General features: G+C 74.1%; 13 protein-coding genes. 9 read left to right on the top strand and 4 right to left on the bottom strand.

Features of this window, described 5'->3' with window-relative positions:
- Window positions 1–131: 131 nt before the first annotated feature.
- The 4 genes from IE332_RS28485 (at window position 132) to IE332_RS28470 (ending at window position 3,325) form a co-directional block, all read left to right on the top strand.
- Window positions 132–1,019, top strand: a complete 888-nt coding sequence (locus tag IE332_RS28485) for a DMT family transporter (RefSeq protein ID WP_189921823.1) — start codon at window positions 132–134, stop codon at window positions 1,017–1,019.
- 78 nt (window positions 1,020–1,097) lie between these two features.
- Window positions 1,098–1,898, top strand: a complete 801-nt coding sequence (locus tag IE332_RS28480; RefSeq protein WP_189921821.1) for an SDR family NAD(P)-dependent oxidoreductase — start codon at window positions 1,098–1,100, stop codon at window positions 1,896–1,898.
- Between the two features lie 7 nt (window positions 1,899–1,905).
- Window positions 1,906–2,631, top strand: coding sequence for a polysaccharide deacetylase family protein (locus tag IE332_RS28475; protein ID WP_189921819.1), 726 nt, complete (start codon window positions 1,906–1,908; stop codon window positions 2,629–2,631).
- A 112-nt stretch (window positions 2,632–2,743) separates the two neighbouring features.
- Complete coding sequence (locus IE332_RS28470; RefSeq protein WP_189921817.1) at window positions 2,744–3,325, top strand: hypothetical protein; 582 nt, start codon at window positions 2,744–2,746, stop codon at window positions 3,323–3,325.
- A gap of 71 nt (window positions 3,326–3,396) precedes the next feature.
- Here the strand turns inward: IE332_RS28470 and IE332_RS28465 are convergent, their stop codons facing one another.
- The 3 genes from IE332_RS28465 to IE332_RS28455 form a co-directional block, all read right to left on the bottom strand.
- Window positions 3,397–4,488, bottom strand: a complete 1,092-nt coding sequence (locus tag IE332_RS28465; RefSeq protein ID WP_189921814.1) for a glycosyltransferase family protein — start codon at window positions 4,486–4,488, stop codon at window positions 3,397–3,399.
- Window positions 4,489–4,500: 12 nt separating this feature from the next.
- On the bottom strand, window positions 4,501–5,445 hold the full coding sequence (locus IE332_RS28460; protein ID WP_189921812.1) for an NAD-dependent epimerase/dehydratase family protein: 945 nt from the start codon (window positions 5,443–5,445) through the stop codon (window positions 4,501–4,503).
- Window positions 5,446–5,523: 78 nt separating this feature from the next.
- Window positions 5,524–6,648 (bottom strand): DegT/DnrJ/EryC1/StrS family aminotransferase, encoded by a 1,125-nt coding sequence (locus IE332_RS28455; protein ID WP_189921810.1) that lies wholly within the window; start codon window positions 6,646–6,648, stop codon window positions 5,524–5,526.
- Window positions 6,649–7,029: 381 nt separating this feature from the next.
- Between IE332_RS28455 and IE332_RS28450 the strand changes: the two genes are divergently transcribed.
- The 3 genes from IE332_RS28450 to IE332_RS28440 all read left to right on the top strand — a co-directional run bounded on the left by IE332_RS28450 (window position 7,030) and on the right by IE332_RS28440 (window position 11,591).
- Window positions 7,030–9,231, top strand: a complete 2,202-nt coding sequence (locus IE332_RS28450; protein WP_189921808.1) for an MMPL family transporter — start codon at window positions 7,030–7,032, stop codon at window positions 9,229–9,231.
- A gap of 309 nt (window positions 9,232–9,540) precedes the next feature.
- Window positions 9,541–10,917 carry a sensor histidine kinase gene (locus IE332_RS28445; RefSeq protein WP_189921806.1) on the top strand — a complete coding sequence of 459 codons (1,377 nt, stop codon included), beginning with the start codon at window positions 9,541–9,543 and terminating at the stop codon, window positions 10,915–10,917.
- The gene (locus tag IE332_RS28440) at window positions 10,914–11,591 is read left to right on the top strand and encodes a response regulator transcription factor (protein ID WP_189921804.1); all 678 of its coding nucleotides are present in this window, start codon (window positions 10,914–10,916) and stop codon (window positions 11,589–11,591) included. The genes IE332_RS28445 and IE332_RS28440 overlap by 4 nt, the downstream gene beginning before the upstream one ends.
- 393 nt (window positions 11,592–11,984) lie before the next feature.
- Here the strand turns inward: IE332_RS28440 and IE332_RS28435 are convergent, their stop codons facing one another.
- Window positions 11,985–13,217: a PucR family transcriptional regulator gene (locus IE332_RS28435; RefSeq protein ID WP_229928986.1), complete on the bottom strand. Its 1,233-nt coding sequence runs from the start codon at window positions 13,215–13,217 to the stop codon at window positions 11,985–11,987.
- Between the two features lie 370 nt (window positions 13,218–13,587).
- Here IE332_RS28435 and IE332_RS28430 point away from each other — a divergent pair, with 370 nt between their 5' ends.
- Together IE332_RS28430 and IE332_RS28425 are read left to right on the top strand one after the other, a co-directional pair.
- The gene (locus IE332_RS28430; RefSeq protein ID WP_189921802.1) at window positions 13,588–14,493 is read left to right on the top strand and encodes an AMP-binding protein; all 906 of its coding nucleotides are present in this window, start codon (window positions 13,588–13,590) and stop codon (window positions 14,491–14,493) included.
- 56 nt (window positions 14,494–14,549) lie between these two features.
- On the top strand, window positions 14,550–14,948 hold the full coding sequence (locus tag IE332_RS28425; RefSeq protein WP_189921800.1) for an SsgA family sporulation/cell division regulator: 399 nt from the start codon (window positions 14,550–14,552) through the stop codon (window positions 14,946–14,948).
- The last annotated feature ends 19 nt before the right edge of the window (window positions 14,949–14,967 follow it).

The following is a 14,967-nucleotide window of genomic DNA, read 5'->3' as shown; positions in this document are numbered from 1 at the left end:
CGCTCCTCCCACCCACGTGCCCCTGCCCGGCATGCGCCCCCACGGCCCCTCCCGCCCCATCCGTGCGCACCCGCCACGCCTGGCCCAAACTGGTGGTGGACCGGATGCTGCCCCGGGAGGCTGGGAGACGCATGCTGCTGGGACTCACCACCGCACTGGTCGCGACCGTCTGCTTCGGCTTCGGGGCGGTCTTCCAGGCGCGCGGCGCGCGGTCGGCTCCGCGGGCGGACCGGGTGCGGGCGGGGCTGCTGGCCGCGCTGGCGCGGTCCTGGCAGTTCCTGGCCGGGACGCTGCTGGACATCGCGGGCTTCGTGCTGAGCATCGTCGCCCTGCGCACCCTTCCCCTCTTCCTGGTGCAGGCCGTCACCAATTCCAGTCTCGCCGTCACCGCCCTGGCCGCCGTCCGGCTGCTGGGCGCGCGTCTGCACCGGGCGGACGTCGCGGGGATCCTCGCCGTGGTCGTGGGGCTGACCGTGCTGGCGCTCGGCTCCGGCAAGGAGGGCCGGAACCACGCCCCGGCCGCGTTCCACTGGTCGCTGCTCGCGACCACCGTCGTGATGCTGCTGGTCACCCTCGTCCTGGTCCGCCGGGAGGGCACCGCGGCGGCCGCCGGGCTGGGCCTGCTGGCCGGGGTGGGGTTCGGGGTGACGAGTCTCGCGGTGCGGGTCCTGGACGCGTCCGGTCCGGTGGCGGTGCTGGCGGATCCCGCCGCCTACGCCCTGGCGGTCGGCGGCCTCGGCGGGTACCTCGCGTACGCGTTGGCCCTGCAGCGCGGCACGGTGACGGCTGCGACGGCGGCCGGGACGGTGGCCGAGACCTTCGGCCCGGCCCTGGTCGGGGTGGTGGCGCTCGGCGATGCCGCGCGCCCCGGGTTCGAGTGGTGCGCGCTGACGGGCTTCGCGGTGGCGGTGGGCGGCACCTTCCTGCTCTCCCGCTTCGGTGAACTGGAGGGCGAGTCGGCCGAACTGTCGGCCCCGCACCCGGATGTCGAGACGCAGCCGGCCGTCCCGCCCCGGTAGCCCGGACGGCTGCGCCATGCGAAGGTGACTTGCCGGACAAAAGGGACGGCGAAACGGCCTCAGAGCGGCAGGTGCACGATGGCGGAGGAACCCCGGTCGGAACCCCACCCCCGGTCCCGGCGGTCGGCCCCGAACGGCCGCCCCGTCGCGCTGATCACCGGCGCCTCCTCGGGTATCGGCCTCGCCACCGCCCTCCGCCTGGCCGAGTCCGGCTGGCAGACCCTGCTCTCCGGCACGGACCGGGCCCGGCTCGACGAACTGGCCGACCGCACCGGCGGCCTGGCCCTGCCCGAGGACCTGAGCAAGCCGGACGGCCCGCGCCGCCTCGCCGACGCCGCCCTGGCCGAGGCCGGCCGGGTGGACGCCCTGGTGGCGAGCGCCGGCCTGGGCTGGCGCGGCCCGTTCACGGACACCCCGTCCGACACCCTGGACCGGATGATCGAGGTCAACTTCGCCGCCCCGCTGCGTCTGGTCCGCCTCCTGCTGCCCGGCATGCTGGAGCGCCGCCACGGCCGGATCGTGCTGCTGGGTTCGATAGCCGGCCAGGTCGGGGTGCGCGACGAGTCGGGCTACTCGGCCACCAAGGGAGGGCTGACCATGTTCGCGGAGAGCCTCTGGTACGAGCTGCGCGGCACGGGGGTGGGGGTGCGGCTGGTGCTGCCGGGGGCCGTGGACACCCCGTTCTTCGACCGGCGCGGCACGCCGTACCAGCGTGACCGGCCGCGCCCGGTGACGGCGGAGCGGGTCGCCGACACCGTGGTCGCGACCATCACCACCGAACGCGACCGGCTCTACGTGCCGCACTGGCTCGGCTTCCCGGCCCGCGTCCACGGCGTCGCGCCGGGCGTGTTCCGCCGGATGGCCTCGCGCTTCGGGTGAGCGCCGGATGGGCACCGCCACCAGGGCCCTGGGCGCCGCGGCCGCGGTGGAGTTCCTGCACCTCGCCCCGGCCGCCGTCCGCCTCCCGCCGCTGCGCCGCACCCTGGCCCGCCGCACGGCGGGCCGCGGCACCGCGCCGGGCCACGTCGCGCTGACCTTCGACGACGGCCCCGACCCGGGCAGCACCCCGTACGTGCTCGACGCGCTGGACGAACTCGGCGCCCGCGCCACCTTCTTCCTGCTCGGCGCGATGCTGGAGCGGGCCCCGGGTCTGGGCCGCGAGCTGGTGCGCCGCGGCCACGAGGTCGCCGTCCACGGCTGGCACCACCGTCAGCAGTGGTACCCGGCGCCCGCCCGCGACCTGCGCGAACTGCGCCGCGCCACCGAGGCGGTCACCGGGCTCTGCGGCGCCCGCCCGCTCTGGTACCGCCCGCCGTACGGGGTGCTGACGGCCGGCCCGGCCCTGGCCGCCCGCCGCCTCGGCCTGCGCAGCGTGCTGTGGACCGCCTGGGGCCGCGACTGGACGGCCGAGGCCACCGGCGCCTCCGTCTACGCGACCGCCCGCCCCGGCCTCACCGCCGGCGCGACGCTGCTCCTCCACGACTCCGACTGCACCTCCGCCCCCGGCTCCTGGCGCGCCACCCTCGCCGCCCTCCCCCTGATCGCCGCCCACTGCCGCACCCACCACCTCACCCTCGGCCCCCTCCGCGACCACGCGGTGCCGCCGCGCTAGGTGTTCCGTCCGCTCCGGGCCGTGGCGGGAACCGCCCGACGCGGCGGACGCGTCGTCCGGGGCAGTGCACACCGCCGGCCCGAGCGGGCCGACGACGAGCTGGGGGGCCACCGTGAACGCCGACTTCCGTACGTCGAAACACCTTTGGGGCGTCACCGCCGCGGCGCTGGCCGTGCTCGTGGTGGCCGGCTGCGGCAGTTCGGGCTCGCCCGCGCCGGTCGTGTCGTCCAGCGCGGCGCCGGTGGCGGCCGCGCCGCCGGGCGGTTCCGGGTCCGCCACGGCGACGCCCGCGCAGCCGCCGGCCGCCACCTCCGGCGCTCCGTCGGCGGGTGCCGGGGCGGGTGGCAGGAACACCCTGACCCTGAGCGGACCCGACGGCGGCAGCTACGAGTTCGGCGCGGTCGCCTGCGTCGGCGACCCCTCGCCGAACGGCGTCCTGTCGCTCAGCGCGACGCCCAAGAGCGTGAACGTCGCGGTCGCGCAGCTCGTCTTCAAGGACGGCCAGGCGCAGTTGGTGCTGACGGCGAAGGGCTCGCGCCCGTTCGTCTGGAAGGGCAAGGCGCCGGTCGGCCAGGAGGCGAGCCGCACCGCCGACGGGGCCAAGCTCACCGGACTGCCGGTCAGGGAGGAGCAGGGCGCGACCGGCACGGTCAGCGGCACCCTGACCTGCTCGGGCACCATCGGCCTCAACTGACCGGCGTTCACTGGACGGACGCCGCCCGGTCGTGCTCGGCCGGCGCCTCGCCCACGGCACCGGACGCGGCTCTACCCCAGTCCCACCCGTCGCAGCGCCTCCTCGAATCCGGCCCGCCACTTCTCCGGTGTGGCGCCGGGTGAGGGGGCGGGAGAGGGGCGCTTCAGTGCCGCGAGGGCGTTGCGGACGACGTCGGCCGGGCGGGCGGAGGTGACGTCGGCGTGGCCGAGTTCGAGCTCGTGCTGGAGGTTGTCGCGTCCGTGCCCCTGGACGACGTCGAGGAGCAGCAGCCGCCGGCCGAGGGCGCGGGCCTCGCTGCAGGTGTCGCCGGAGCTGGTGACGACGAGGTCGGCGGCGGCCATCAGGGCGGGGATCCGGTCGGTGTGGCCGAAGGGGTGCAGCCCGGGTCGGCGGCGTGCGGCGGCCCGTAGGCGGCGCTCGAGTTCGGGGTTGCGCCCGGCGACGGCGAGCACGTGCGGTCCGGCGGCGGCGAGTGAGGCGGCGGTGCGGGCGAGCGGGCCGAGCCCCCAGGAGCCCGACATCAGCAGCACACAGGGGCTGTCCGCGGGCACACCGAGTTCCGCGCGCGCCTCGCCCCGCTGCGGCGGCCGGTAGAAGGGCTGCCGCAGCGGCGCGGGCAGTACGGCGATGTCGGCGTCCGGCCGGTAGCGCCGGACGGCGCAGGCGGCGACCTCCGAGGTGACCAGGAACAGGTCGGTTCCGTCCTGCACCCAGAGCCGGTGCGGTGTCACGTCCGTGCAGAACACGAAGTGCCGGAACTCCCGTCCCCGCCCCCACTCCTGGAGCCGGTTGACGGCCGAGGTCGCGGTGGCGAACACCGAGACGACCAGCTGCGGCCGCTGTGCCTCGACCAGTCGGCGCAGGGCCGGGACCAGCCGGGTGCGGGCGGCCGCGTCGGCGAGCAGGGCGATCCGCGCGCCGGGCCGCAGGGCCGAGAAGTGGAAGGCGTCGTACACCCCGGGCAGGCCGAGCAGCCGGCGGAACACCGCTTCCCCGGCGGCGCCGGAGCGTTCGCCGAGCAGGGCCATCGCGTCGACGGTGTCGGTGGTCCAGCCGCGTTCCCGCAGGGTGTCCGCGCAGGCCTGGGCCATCACGTCGTGCCCCTGGCCGAGGGAGCCGGAGATCAGCAGGGCGTGCGGCACGGCGCGGCCCGGTCAGCCGGCGGTGGACGCGGCGGTGGCGTCCCGGTACCAGTCGGCGTACCGCCGCACGCCGTCCGCGAAGTGGGTCTTCGGCGACCAGCCGAGCAGCCGTTTGGCCTGGGCGGAGGAGATCCGCCGCCCCGGGTAGTCGGCCTTGCGGCCGTCGATGTGCTCGATGTCGACGGGCCCGAGCAGCTCGTCGACGGTGTCGGCGATGTCGCGCACCGAGACGGCGGTGGAGCCCTCCAGGGCGAAGGTCTGGTCCTCGGCGGCGGGGGAGAGGGCCCGGACGTGGGCGTCGGCGAGGTCCTCGACGTAGACGAAGTTGCGGCTCTGCCGCCCGTCGCCGGCGATGGTGATGGGCCGTCCGGCCAGCGCGGCCTGGACGAACCGGGCGACGACGAGTTCGTCGCGCATCCGGGGCCCGTACGGGATGCCGTAGCGCAGGATGGTGAAGTGCTGCCCGTACAGCTCGCGGTAGCTGTGCACCAGCATCTCGGCGGCGAGCTTGGTGGCCACGTAGAGGTGGCCGCTGTGCTCCAGCTCGATCGGCACGTGCTCGTCCAGTTCCTGTTCCTCGCCGCCGAGTTGTTCACCGGCGAGGGCGGCGCCGTAGACCCAGACGGTGCTGGCCAGGACGGTCCGGCTGAGGCCGCTGCGCCGGGCGGCCTCCAGCACGGCCTCGGTGCCGTCGATGTTGGTCCGCACGGCGCTGACGGGGTCGGCGGAGACCTGTTCGACGTCGGCCATCGCGGCGAGGTGGTAGACGACCTCGCTGCCCGCGAGGGCGGAGGTGAGGGCCTTCAGGTCGAGGATGTCGATCCGCGCGTGTTCGGCGTCGGGGTTGAGGTACTTGTCGGTGGTGTCCACCGCGAGGACGTCGTGGCCGGCCGCGATCAGGTGGTCCACGACGTGTGAGCCGATGAACCCGCAGCCCCCGGTGACGGCTATCCGCACGTTCTTGCTCCCTTCGCTCCGGTCGGTCGTTCTCGGTCAGGTCGGATCGTTTTCGCTCGGTTCGGGCCGGGCGGAGGGTCAGCCGGCCAGCCGCCGGTACACCGCCGTGACCGCCTCGACGACCTGTTCCGTCTCGTCCTCCGTCATGTCGGAGTGCACCGGCAGGCAGACCTGCCGGGCGCAGACGTCCTCGGCCACCGGCAGCGGTCCGCGGCGGTACTCGGCGAGCACGGGCTGCAGGTGCAGCGGCAGGTCGTAGACCTCGCCGGAGAGCCGGACGCCGTGCTCCTCGGCGACGGCCCGCTTGAAGGCGGCGCGGTCGGTCCCGGGCGGCAGCAGCGCCACGTACTTGTAGTAGTTGCCGCGGCAGCCGGGCGGTTCGAGCACCGGCTCCAGGCCGTCCAGTCCGGCGAGCGCCGCGTCGTAGCGGCGGGCGACGGCCCGGCGGGTCTCGATGAACTCCTTGAGCCGGCGCAGGTGCACCGCGCCGACGGCGGCGTGCAGCTCGCTCATCCGCCAGGAGTAGCCGAGCAGCACGTGGTGGTTGGTGGTGAAGGAGCCCTTGCCCTGGTCGCGGTAGATCCGGGCCTCGTCGCGCAGCTCCGGTGACTCGGTCAGGACCATGCCGCCCTCGCCGCTGGTGGTGACCTTGGTCGGGTAGAAGGAGAAGGCCCCGGCGAGTCCGAAGGTGCCGGCGGCGCGTCCGTTGAGGCTGCTGCCGTGGGCGTGCGCGGCGTCCTCGACCAGGGGGATGCCCCGCTCGTCGCAGAGCGCCCGCAGGTCGTCGACGCGCGGGGTGACCAGTCCGCCGATGTGCACCAGGACGACGGCGGCGGTGTCCGGGGTGAGGGCCGCCTCCAGGGTCTCGGGGGAGAGCGCGAGGGTGGCCGGGTCGACGTCGGCGAACACCGGGCGCCCGCCCGCGTGGACCACGGCGCCGGCGGTCGCGTAGAAGGTGACGGCGGGCACGACGACGTCGCGGCCGCGGACGTCGACGGTGCGCAGGATCATCTCCAGCGCGGCCGTGCCGCTGCTCACCGCGACGGCGTGCGAGGCGCCGTGCTCGGCCGCGAAGGCCTGCTCGAAGCGCTCGGTCCACGGGCCGAGGGTGAGGGCGCCGGTGGTGAGCATCTCGGTCACCGCCTCGGCGACGGCCGCGCGGTCGCTCTCGTCGAACACGATGCGGGCGGCTGGAACGCCCATGGGGCACCTCCGGCGGCGGGCTGCGCGTGCAGCACCGATCAGGTCGGATCCTCCCGAACCGTACGAAAAGCGGTCGGGTCAGGCACATCACGCTACTTCGCCCGGCGGGGTCACGGCCCGTCGTCGCCGTCCGCACGGGTGACCCGGCTGCTTCCGCCGCAGGTAGGAGGGCTACTTCCGATGCGGGGCGTGCGCTCCTCCGTACGGGGGATGGCCGTACTGCGTCCGCAGTACGCAAACGGCCTGCACAGAGATGACGACGGAGCAGGGGGCGGCGATCAAGGATTGGTCACGCTGCGGCGGACCGCGCCCTCGGGGGTGTACGGCCCGGCCGCGGCGCGCCCCGTACCGAGAACCGCATCCGAAGGAGTCCGCTCTCCCGTGGCCACGTTCCTCTACCGTCTGGGCCGATGGGCCTTCGTCCGGCGCCGGCTGGTGACCTTGCTCTGGGTCGCCGTGCTGGCGGCCGTCGGAGTCCTGGCGGCCAAGGCGCCCGCCGCACCCGACGACGGCTTCTCGATGCCCGGCACGGAGGCGCAGAAGGCCTTCGACCTGATGAACGAGCGCTTCCCCGGCGGTCACGCCGACGGCGCCGCGGCCCGGCTGGTGTTCGTCGCGCCCTCCGGGCAGAAGATCACCGCCGCGCCCAACCAGCAGGCGGTCGAGCGGACGGTCGAGGAGCTGGCCCACGCCGACCAGGTCACCGGCGCGGTCAACCCGTTCAAGGCGGGCGCCGTCTCCAAGGACGGCACCACCGCCTACGCGACGGTGAGCTACTCCGCCAAGGCGGGCGAGCTGTCCAAGGGCGCCACCGACGCCCTGGAGCAGGCCGCCCGGCACGGCCGGGACGCCGGGCTCAAGGTCGAGGTCGGCGGCAACGCGCTGATGGCCAAGCCCGAGGCCGGCGGCAGCAGCGAGGCGATCGGCATGGCGCTGTCCGCCGTCGTCCTGGTCATCACCTTCGGCTCGCTGGTCGCGGCCGGCCTGCCGCTGCTCACGGCGGTCGTCGGCGTCGGCCTCGGCATGGCGCTGATCACCGCGCTGGGCAGCACGCTGGGCCTGTCCGGCACCACCGGCACGCTCGCCATGATGCTCGGCCTCGCCGTCGGCATCGACTACGCGGTGTTCATCGTCTCCCGCTACCGGGCCGAGCTCAGCGAGGGGCGGACACCGCAGGAGGCGGCCGGCCGGGCCGTGGGCACCGCCGGTTCCGCCGTGGTGTTCGCCGGCCTCACCGTGGTGATCGCCCTAGCCGGGCTCTCCGTGGTCGGCATCCCGATGCTGGCCAAGATGGGCCTGGCCGCCGCCGGCACGGTCGTCATAGCCGTGCTGGTCGCGCTCACCCTGGTCCCCGCGCTGCTCGGCTTCCTCGGCCGCAAGGTGCTGCCGCGCAAGGTCCGCAAGGCCCGCGGCGACGCGGACCGGGCGGCGGCGAAGGAGAACGGCGGCGCCCGCTGGGCCCGGTTCGTGCTGCGCCGCCCGCTCGCGGTGCTGCTCGGCGGTGTGATCGGCCTCGGCGTGCTCGCAGCGCCCGCGCTCGACCTGCGGCTCGGCCTGCCGGGCGACGAGGCCAAGCCCACCTCCACCACCCAGCGCCGCGCCTACGACCTGCTCTCCGAGGGCTTCGGCCCCGGCTTCAACGGCCCGCTGACGGTCCTGGTGGACGCCAAGGGCGTCGCCGACCCGAAGGCGGCGGCGGACGCGGTCGCCAAGAAGGTCGCCGGCATGTCGGGCGTGGTCACCGTGACGCCGCCGATGTTCAACAAGGCGGGCGACACGGCCCTGCTCAACGCGGTACCGGCGACCGGCCCGAGCGAGTCCGAGACCAAGGACATCGTGCACACCATCCGGGGCGACGCGGCCGGTCTGAAGTCGGCCACCGGGGCGACGGTCCTGGTCAGCGGCACCACGGCGATGAACATCGACGTGTCGCAGAAGCTCACGGACGCGCTGCTGCCCTACCTGGCCGTGGTGGTCGGCCTCGCCGTCCTGCTGCTGCTGGTGGTCTTCCGCTCCGTGCTCGTCCCGCTGAAGGCGGCGCTCGGCTTCCTGCTCTCGGTGGCCGCCGCGCTCGGCGCCGTCGTCGCGGTCTTCCAGTGGGGCTGGCTGGCCGACCTGATCGGCGTGGAGCAGACCGGTCCGGTGATGAGCATGATGCCGATCTTCATGATCGGCGTGGTCTTCGGGCTCGCCATGGACTACGAGGTGTTCCTGGTCACCCGGATCCGGGAGGCCTTCGTCCACGGCGAGCAGCCCGAGGAGGCGATCGTCACCGGCTTCCGGCACAACGCCCGGGTGGTCACCGCCGCCGCCTTCATCATGATCGCCGTCTTCGCGGGCTTCATCGGGATGGGCGAGCCGATGATCAAGATGATGGGCCTGGGCCTCGCGGCGGCCGTCGCCTTCGACGCCTTCGTCGTCCGGATGACCATCGTCCCGGCGGTCCTCGCCCTGCTCGGCCGCCACGCCTGGTGGCTGCCGCGCCGGCTCGACCGGCTGATACCGGACGTGGACGTCGAGGGCAGCAAGCTGCAGACGCCCGCCGCCGAACCGGCCCCGGCCCGGGAGTCGGTCACCGTCTAGGCCGCCGTCGTACGAACTGGTCGTACGGAGCAGTCGTACGGACCAGTCGTACGGAGCAGTCGTACGGACACACCGGACCGGCTCGTGCAGGCACACCGGACCGGCCCGGGCGGGACAGGCCCGGGCCGGTCCGGCACCGGCAGGTTCGGACACCGGTTCGAGCCCCTACCGTTACCGTTGCTGTCGGGGGCCACCGCCTGCGCGGAGGCTCCCGACCCGGCCCGCCGCCCCCACCGGGACGCGGCGCGGCACCCACTGGCGAAGCCCGGCGAGGGTGCGGCCAGGGCCCCCGACCCGGAGAGCACGACCATGACCGACACCTGGCGCCAGCGCCTGCGCCGCGACCACCCCCGGCTGCTCGACGTCGCCGGCGGGGCGACGGTGCTCACGATCACCGCCCTCGGCGCCACCATCGACCAGACCGGTGGCCACCTCACCCCGGTCGACCCGGCCACCGGCGTGATCGCGATGGTCTCCGCCGTCACCGTCCTCGCGCACCGCCGCCACCCGCGCGCGGTGGTCGCCGTCACGCTGGCCTGCACGATGCTGCTCGCCTGGACCAGCCCCCGGCTCACCGCCACCCTGGCCACCCCGCTGCTGCTCGCCCTCTACTTCCTCGCCGTCCGCACCGACCGCGCCACCGCGCTGCGCGCCTCGATCACCACCGCCGTCCTGCTCACCGGCATCGCCCTGCTGTTCGGCCCCGGCGGCCCGCTCGGCGAACGGCTCGGCGTCCTCGCCTGGGCCCTGCTGCCGGGCGCACTCGGCGACTCGATCCGCAACCGCCGCGCCCACCTCGCGGCCATCGAGGAGCGCGCCGAGCGCGCCGAACGCACCCGCGAGGAGGAGGCGCGCCGCCGGGTCGCCGACGAGCGGATCCGGATCGCCCGCGACCTGCACGACGTGGTCGCCCACCACATCGCCCTCGCCAACGCCCAAGCCGGCATCGCCGTCCACCTCATGGACAACCACCCCGTCCAGGCCCGCGAGGTGCTCAGTCACATCACCGACGCCACCGGCTCGGCCCTGCAGGAGCTGCGCGCCACCGTCGGCCTGCTGCGCCGCGCGGAGGAGCCCGCCCCGCTCGAACCCGCCCCGGGCCTTGACCGGCTGCCCGAGCTGATCGGTTCCTTCGAGCGGGCCGGGCTGCCGGTCAGGCTCACCGTCCGGGGCGAGCCCCGTCCGCTGTCGCCCGGGGTCGACCTCACCGCCTTCCGGATCGTCCAGGAGTCGCTGACGAACGTCGCCAAGCACGCCCACGGCGCCGACGCCGAGGTCACCCTCGCCTACACCGAGAGCCGGGTGGCCGTCAGCGTCGCCAACGGCCGTCCGGCCGCGACCGCTCGCCCCCGCGCCGCGCTGCTGCCCGAGCCCGCCCCGGGGGAGAGCGGCTTCGGGCTGATCGGCATGCGGGAACGGGCCGGTGCGGTCGGCGGCCGGCTCAGTGCCGACCGGCGGACCGACGGCGGCTTCCTGGTGACCGCCGAGCTGCCCCTGCGCACCGGCGCCCGCGACGAGGGCCCGGCCCAGGCCGGGACGGCCGGCGGGGCAGGGGCCGTCGGTGGGGCCGGGGCCGCCGAAACGAGGGCCGAGGGACGGGATCACGCCGTTCGCGGCACCGCCGCACCGCACTGCTTCCCCCGCGCGGTCCGGGCCGTCCGCTCCGAGGAGAGGGATCACGCATGACCATCCGGGTGCTGCTCGCCGACGACCAGGCCCTGCTGCGCGGCGCCTTCCGCATGCTGATCGACGCGGAGGAGGACATGGAGGTGGTCGGCGAGGCCGCCGACGGGCGCGAGGCCGTGGCACTCGCCCGGGCCACCAAGCCCGACATCGTCCTGATGGACATCCGGATGCCGGGTGCGGACGGCCTCGGCGCCACCGCCGAGATCTGCGGCGACGAGGAGCTGTCCGGCACCCGGGTGCTGATCCTCACCACCTTCGAGATCGACGAGTACGTGGCCCAGGCGCTGCGGGCGGGCGCCGGCGGCTTCCTCGGCAAGGGCGCCGACCCCAAGGAGCTGCTCGCTGCCGTCCGGACGGTGGCGGCCGGCGAGGCCCTGCTCTCGCCCGCCGCCACCCGGGCGGTGATCGACCAGTTCCTGTCCCAGCCGGACCGGGGCGTCACCGGCCCGGTGAGCGAGCGGCTGGCCGTCCTCACGGCCCGCGAGCGCGAGGTGATGTCGATGGCCGCGACCGGACTCACCAACGAGGAGATCGCCGAGCGGATGTTCGTCAGCCCCTTCACCGTCCGCACCCATGTGCACCGGGCGATGTCCAAGCTCGACGCCCGGGACCGCGCCCAACTCGTCGCGATCGCCTACCAGTCCGGCCTGGTCCCGCCCGGCCGCCCGTCCTGACCAGGCGGGCCGGCCGCTCGCACCCCGTTTCCATCTCCGCTTCCACCACTGCTTCCACCCCGCGCGGCGTCTTTCGGCCGAGTGTTCGTCAGATTTCCCTAGAGCGCCCGGCAGTAGGCGGCACGTCAGGCGCTTGGCGGTGGGCGGCCGTCCGAGCGGTAGCAGGGGGACGCACGGCGGATGAGCATACGCAGCGTGACGATCGCAGCGGTCAGGGAGGCACCGGTCCGGCCGCAGAGCGGCGAGCACGGGCTGCAACTGGCGGCAGTGCCTGCGGGTGTTCAGGGCGTCGTGGCAGACGGTCCTCGCGGCCCGGGCATGGGTGTGTCCGGGCAACGGCTCTGCCCTGTATTCGATTCGCGACAGAGCTGAAGATCGCACGGACCCCACGGATCACGATGTGGCGCTGGAGACCGGCTCTGACACGCGGTTGCGGTCCAGGAGCGTCGGAAAGGTGCCGACGGCGTCGACGGCGATGGCGAGTTCGGCGATGACTTTGGGGTCGTCGAGCGGGCCGCGCAGGTACTCCTCCAGGCGGTGCATGCGGTAGCGCACGGTGTTCTGGTGGCAGTAGAGCGTGCGGCTCGCTTCGGCCGCCGATCCGTGGGCGTCGAGCCAGGCGCGGGCGGTGGTGAGGAGGGTGGTGCGGTCGCTCTCGGGCAGGGACAGTACTCCGCCGAGGATGCGGTTGACGGCGCGTCGGGTCGTCTCCAGGTTGGTCATCACCATCTCGGTCAGCGGTGTGTCGTCGAGCCGGCGCACCGCCGCGGTGCCCGCGGGCAGGGATTCGAGCGCGACCTGGGCGTAGCGCAGTGCGCGGGGTGTCTGGTCGAGTCGGTCGTAGGCGGGGCTGACTCCCACCCGCCCGTTTGTGGTGGCCCGGACGGCTTCGAGGATGTGCGGGACGGCGTCCCGGTTGGGGCAGGAGAGCACGCCCATCTCGTGGCCGGGTTGTGCGCGCCATGCTGTTCCGGTGTCGAGGGCCCGGCACTTGGCGTCCAGTCCGGGCAGGGGTGGGGTGCCGGTCGCCTGGGTCTCGGCTGTCACGACGAGGAAGGTTCCGCGATAGGGGAAGTCGAGCATGTGGGCGATCTCCCAGACGGTCTCGTCGCCCGGTGGGGGCCCGTCGACGAGTGCTGCTACCAGGGCCGAGCGGCGCCGGTCTGTCTCGACCAGGCGCTCGGCGAGGGCGTCCCGGTAGGAGGCGGTCAGGGCCTGGGAGTACGCGTCCGACACCTCCCAGTAGCCGGTGGCGGCGTGCAGGAGCGCGGCCTGGGCCTGCGGGCCGGACCGCAGGGCCTCGGCGAGCAGTTGTTCCCAGGTGTAGATGAAGCCGAGTCGGTAGGCGCGCAGCACCTCGGGCAGCGGCACTTCCTGGGTGGCCCGGAGTCGGCCGGTCGCCGTCGGCCCGGAGAGGTCGATCGCTTCGTGGGAGCCGGTGAGGTAGGCGAGGGTGAAGGCGGTGTTGTGCCGTAGCGACCTGCGCAGGTCTTCCGGCGGCACGGTCCGGTAGTGCTCGATCTCGGCCAGGAGCCGTTCGGCCATGGCCGACACGTGCGTGTCGAGCCTGGCGAGGAAGGCATCCGAGATGTCGGCCACGCTCGGCCCTGGGACTGCCTGGTGCACGCCTACTCCTGTTTTCGCTGATCCGGTACTGGCCTCTTTACGCGGGGCGGGCCTCCCCTTGGGCGGTCCGTGGGGAGTGAGTCTGGCGCACGATCCGGCCGCTGTGCGACGTCTTCGCCGGGGCGTCACGCTTCAGGGAAGGTCTCGGCTCCCGGTTGACTGAGGGTCATGCCGCTGGTCGTGCGGCCTGGTTGTCGCGGGCGACAGCGACCGACGGGGGAACACTGTCGGTGTCCACATGGGCTCTGACGGTTGCGACGCGTGAGGATCGTCCACATCGAGACAAGCGGTCCTCCTCAGGTACGGGGGCCCGCGTGCGCAGGTGCGCGACCCCAGTCTCGCGTCGATGTCTGTGTGCCAGGAGAACCAATTGAGCAACCTCGCGACCAACCTCAAGGACGCAGCCGGGCAGTACCCGCAGCGTCCGGCGATCCGCGCCGACGCGGACGTGCTGACCTACGCCGACCTGGACGAACTCAGCGCGCGGGTCGCCGGCGGGCTGCTCGCCCACGGCGTGCGGCCCGGCGAACGGGTGGGACTCGTGCTGCCCGCCGTCGCGGCCTTCCCGGTGCTCTACTACGGTGTCCTGCGGATCGGCGCGGTGGTCGTCACGGTCGACCCGGTACTCGGCTTCCGCACGGTCCGCCGTCGCCTTCGCGAGTCCGGAGTACGGCTGGTCTTCGCCTCGCACGACCCCACGGACCGGCCGACGCCAGACGCCAGCCCCGTGTGGGTTCCCACCGGGCCGGACATCCTGGACCAACTCGCTTTCTGGCCCCAGCACTTCAACATCGCCCAAAAGGCAGACGAGGACATCGCCGTCGTGCACCATCCTGCGGGCGCGAGCGGCTCCTCGATGCCCACCAAGCTGACCCACGGCGCGATGCGTGCGGACGCCTTCACCGCGGCGATCGAGCTGCTCGACCTGGCACCGGGCGTCACCCTCGTCAGCGCCCTGCCGATGAGCCACCCCGCCGGGCAGAGCTGTGGGCTCAACGCGACGGTCCTCGCCGGGGCGTGCCTGACCCTGCTGCCGGGCGCGGCGCACCCGACAGCCGCCCCAAGGTCCGTAGAGCGGGAGCCCGCCATCGGGGAGCACCGGCAGGCCCCGCTCCTCGGCGGTGACCGGGGCCTGCGGGGCACCTCCCACGGCGTACTCGCCGCCGACGGCAGGACGCAACCTGCTTCCCGGCACAGTCTCGTCGCCCACGCGAAAGCGCGTGTGGGGGACGCCGGGCACCGGTACACCGTCACGGCGCTCGGGCGACGGCCGTGACCCACCAGGACCCCACCCGTGTGCCGGCCCAGCGGTCCGTGAGCGTGTCGTGCATCGTGCCGGTCCCGCTGGAGGTGGTCGGCAGCGATCTCACCGTCCTCGTCCCGGGCTTCCTGTGGTACGACGTCGGCGAGCCGTACGCCGTCCATCTGGACATCTACACCGGCCACAGTGAACCGATCACCTGGTTCTTCGCCCGCGACCTCCTGCGCACCGGCCTTCGCGAGCCCGCCGGCCACGGCGATGTAACCATCCGTACCGACAGCCGCGAGCGGCCCGGCCACGTCCTGATCACCCTCACCGGCGAGCACTCGACGGCCCTGATGCGCGCCCAGGCGTCCGACATCGAGTACTTCCTGCGACAGACCGACGACCTCGTCCTACCCGGGACCGAGCACGAACACCTCGACCTGGACACTGTCGTCGGTCAGCTCCTGGGCCGTCCGGCCCCGTGACCCCCCGACCGAAGCACGA

The organism is Kitasatospora xanthocidica, from assembly GCF_014656195.1.
In the GTDB taxonomy this organism is placed as follows: Bacteria; Actinomycetota; Actinomycetes; order Streptomycetales; family Streptomycetaceae; genus Kitasatospora; species Kitasatospora xanthocidica.
The sequence above is the reverse complement of the archived record's forward strand: the minus strand, read 5'-3'. Positions and strand labels throughout refer to the sequence as shown.

Coding starts and splice junctions, on each gene's coding strand:
- IE332_RS28440 (WP_189921804.1), top strand. CDS start 10,914: ATGACCATCCGGGTGCTGCTCGCCGACGACCAGGCCCTGCTGCGCGGC.
- IE332_RS28445 (WP_189921806.1), top strand. CDS start 9,541: ATGACCGACACCTGGCGCCAGCGCCTGCGCCGCGACCACCCCCGGCTG.
- IE332_RS28475 (WP_189921819.1), top strand. CDS start 1,906: ATGGGCACCGCCACCAGGGCCCTGGGCGCCGCGGCCGCGGTGGAGTTC.
- IE332_RS28455 (WP_189921810.1), bottom strand. CDS start 6,648: ATGGGCGTTCCAGCCGCCCGCATCGTGTTCGACGAGAGCGACCGCGCG.
- IE332_RS28480 (WP_189921821.1), top strand. CDS start 1,098: ATGGCGGAGGAACCCCGGTCGGAACCCCACCCCCGGTCCCGGCGGTCG.
- IE332_RS28485 (WP_189921823.1), top strand. CDS start 132: ATGCTGCTGGGACTCACCACCGCACTGGTCGCGACCGTCTGCTTCGGC.